The 2987-nt window shown below is 68.4% G+C and carries 4 protein-coding genes; 2 read left to right on the top strand and 2 right to left on the bottom strand.

Features of this window, described 5'->3' with window-relative positions; genetic code table 11:
- Window positions 1–736: 736 nt before the first annotated feature.
- Window positions 737–910, bottom strand: a complete 174-nt coding sequence (locus tag ACFU7Y_RS42420; protein WP_380771783.1) for a hypothetical protein — start codon at window positions 908–910, stop codon at window positions 737–739.
- Window positions 911–964: 54 nt separating this feature from the next.
- Here ACFU7Y_RS42420 and ACFU7Y_RS42415 point away from each other — a divergent pair, with 54 nt between their 5' ends.
- Window positions 965–1330, top strand: a complete 366-nt coding sequence (locus ACFU7Y_RS42415) for a DUF6225 family protein (RefSeq protein WP_380771781.1) — start codon at window positions 965–967, stop codon at window positions 1328–1330.
- A 288-nt stretch (window positions 1331–1618) separates the two neighbouring features.
- Here the strand turns inward: ACFU7Y_RS42415 and ACFU7Y_RS42410 are convergent, their stop codons facing one another.
- Window positions 1619–1990 (bottom strand): hypothetical protein, encoded by a 372-nt coding sequence (locus tag ACFU7Y_RS42410; RefSeq protein ID WP_380771779.1) that lies wholly within the window; start codon window positions 1988–1990, stop codon window positions 1619–1621.
- A 264-nt stretch (window positions 1991–2254) separates the two neighbouring features.
- Here ACFU7Y_RS42410 and ACFU7Y_RS42405 point away from each other — a divergent pair, with 264 nt between their 5' ends.
- Window positions 2255–2767, top strand: coding sequence for a DUF1877 domain-containing protein (locus ACFU7Y_RS42405; protein ID WP_224285026.1), 513 nt, complete (start codon window positions 2255–2257; stop codon window positions 2765–2767).
- Window positions 2768–2987: the final 220 nt, after the last annotated feature.

Genomic DNA, 2987 nt, shown 5'->3' with positions numbered 1-2987 from the left:
GTCCCCCAATACGGGGACCGGCCCTCTCGTCGGCGTAACCGGCTACACGGGCAGGACGTCCTCAATGGCTCGGAGCTGACCTCGCGCCGGGTGACGCGTGCACAGCTTGGGGTAGTGCCGACGCGCGGTGTTCTCGCTGACCGGCCCGCTCCCGGCCGGGTTGCTCCGGAACTTCCGGTCGTGGAGGAACTGCGTGTACTCCGCGAGACTCGGGTGCCTGCTGAATTCCACGACGAAGGCCACGAAGCCCCCCTCCCACCCTTCCGGGAACTCCATGTCGCCTTCGGCCTGCCCGGTTACAACCGGACTTGCGGCAGTAGCGAGCGCCGACACCCGCGCAGCCGGGACCCGCCCCGCGCATCCCCCGCGTGCGCAGCGACCTCGCCCTCGTTCGTCTGCGCAAAACCACCGCCCGCCCCGCGACCCTGCGCAAAGCCTCCGACCGACAGGCTCTGCGCAACACCCGCGGCCGGGACGCTCTGCGCACCGACGTGGTCGAGGAGGTTCTGCGCACTGCCCTCGCCCCCAGCACCTGCGCTCCGCCATCGAGCAGCGACAGGCTCCGACAGCCGATACAGATGCCGGCCCGCAGGATGTTTGATGCCATGCTCAGCTTGGCTATCCTCGGCGGGCTTGGTGCTCCTTGATCGACTCGGCGCGTTTGACCGTCTTGCCGACCCTGTGTCCTCCTGGGTGAGCTTGCGTTGCCCGTGGCGCGCACCGCCCTTGTGTGCGGCTATTGGTGGGTGCGGCGGTGGCGTCCGGTGGGTCGGCCCGGGCGGTTGGGCAGGGACACGGCGGCCACGGCGGGGACATCGAGCAGGGCGGCAACGTCGCTCGTGAGTGTGCCGCAGTCCGGGCAGGCGCCCGGCGCGGCCAGCACTCCCGACCCGGCCAGGACCTGGAACATCAGCAGCGTCCGCGCGCACTGGGCGCAGCCGAGCGGGCCTGCGCCCAGTGCTGGGTGTACCTCTACGCGGTCAAACCCGAAGTTGAGCCTTCACCCGAGGTCTGGACAGCTGGACGCCTCCGCGAAGCGATCAAGGACCTCCCCGACGACGCACCCATCCACATCGGTGTTGCATCCGACCCGGGCGACTTCGACGGATACCAAGACCACGTCCTGGTCGACTGCGAACCCATCGAGCTGTGCTGGCCGGCGACGACGACCGCGCCGGAGCGGACCGAGGTCGAGTACACCCTGTTCGCGGACTGGCCAGCAGGAACCTACGACGTGCTGGACCGGCCTTCGGGGCCGGGGCGGTGCGCAGCCGGGCGGGTGGCGGTATGGGTTCCGGTGGGCGGGCGGCGGGGAGGTACTGCGGGATGACGGCTGCCAGGCCCTCGGCGGCCTCCAGGAGGAGCGGGTCTTCGCTGGTCCGGTCGAGGAGGGCTTGGGCGAGGTGGAGGGCGCTCTCCAGGATGGCGGCGGGGGCGCGGACGTGGCGCAGCGCGGCGATGGCGTCGGCGGCTTGCTCGGCGGGCCGCTGGGCGGCCTGTGGGGCGCCTATGCGGCCTGGTGGGTCCGGGACGGCGGCCCGGGCCTGCCCGGGGCGGTTGCTGGCGGCAATGCCGTTGCTATGAGGCTGTGGCTACTACCGGCGCGCCGAATTGGTGGTCAGCTGGTCTGGCACGGCACGCCGGCGTGCGGGTTGCTTCCGTTGGCGAGCACGAGGAGCGCGCTCACCGCCACGATCCCGGTCAGCATGGCGAGCGTCATCAGCCCGAAGCGTTTCATCGGAGGCTGGTACCGGGTGGAACGGTACATCCAGATCGCGAACGTTGCTCCTACGGCCAGCAGGAGGAAGGGGGAGCCGAACAGCAGGAACTGCAGCGTCATTGCATCGCCCGTGGCATGAACGCCTCCGGTGCAACTTGCCCATTGGCGGCTGATGATGGCAACGGAGCTCCCGGCGCCGAGCAGTGCCAGCAGCACACCGAGGCACCCGGTGCCGATGACAGCTCGATCCTGGCCTTTATCGTCGTTCACGACGGCCCTCACCTCCTGTTCCCTGGGCCCGGATGATTGGACGCAGGTGGTCGCCCGCCCGGTTGCCGAGGGAAGAGGGCGCCCGTAGCCCCGGCCACGGCGTCGCCGAGTCGCTCCTGGACCGGCTGATCGATACCAGCCACCAGGTCATCATGAACGGCCCCAGCTACCGGCCCAACAAGCGACCCAAGAACCCCATTGACAGGACCGACGGGCCCCAATGAAGGCGGCAAATCCGGTGGACAGCGTCGGGATACTGCCGTCATGGCCGTCACCCAGCAACTTGCCCGAGTCTCGGCGGAGTACCTCGCCGCCTGCCGTCAGTCAGCCGAAGAATCACCCGACGGAGATCATCACTGGGATCCGCCGTCCGCGGACTGTCTGGATCTGGACTGGGCACCGGACATGCTGGAGCGTGCCTGCGAACTGACGCGACTCGACGCTGTTCACCTGGAGGCGCTCAAGCGCGCGACCGATGGCGACTGCGGCATCGATCTGGACTTCCTCAACGCGAACCCGCATGCAATCGCCTTCTTCAGCAACTCCACCCCGACGGCCCTGTGCCCAGACGCAGTTGCCCAGGTGTCGGCACTGCTCGGAGAGATCGACATGCAGGCGATCCTCCAGTCGGTCCTGGAAAGCGGCGCGGAATCCAAGCTTGGCTACGGGTTCATCGGCGATCCAACGAAGTACCTGCTGGGCCACTTCGATGCGCTATGTGGGTTCTACACAGAGGCGGTCCGCAGGGGCCTTCTCGTCGTGCTGTGGTGGGACTGACCCAGTAGGCCTCCTCGATCAGCCGACAGCAGTGACCGGGATGGCCGGCTCATGCCAGCGAGCAGGCCCCGGGGAATAACCGCACCAGGATGACGCCAGACCGACCCCTACCGCCTCTAGAAGTCCACTGAAAATCAGCGGTTCTGGCCCTGCGTTACTCGGTGTGGGCCAGACTGCTGGTGTGCAGGGACAGTGGGATGGGGAACTGGTCGGGCTGGAT

Origin of the sequence: Kitasatospora sp. NPDC057542 (assembly GCF_042801945.1) — a bacterium.
Classification (GTDB): domain Bacteria; phylum Actinomycetota; class Actinomycetes; order Streptomycetales; family Streptomycetaceae; genus Kitasatospora.
Note: the sequence above shows the minus strand (reverse complement) of the source record. Positions and strands in the feature narration are given on the sequence as shown.

Excerpts from the sequence above, each read along its gene's own strand:
- ACFU7Y_RS42405 (WP_224285026.1), top strand. The coding sequence starts at position 2,255 with ATGGCCGTCACCCAGCAACTTGCCCGAGTCTCGGCGGAGTACCTCGCC.
- ACFU7Y_RS42420 (WP_380771783.1), bottom strand. The coding sequence starts at position 910 with ATGTTCCAGGTCCTGGCCGGGTCGGGAGTGCTGGCCGCGCCGGGCGCC.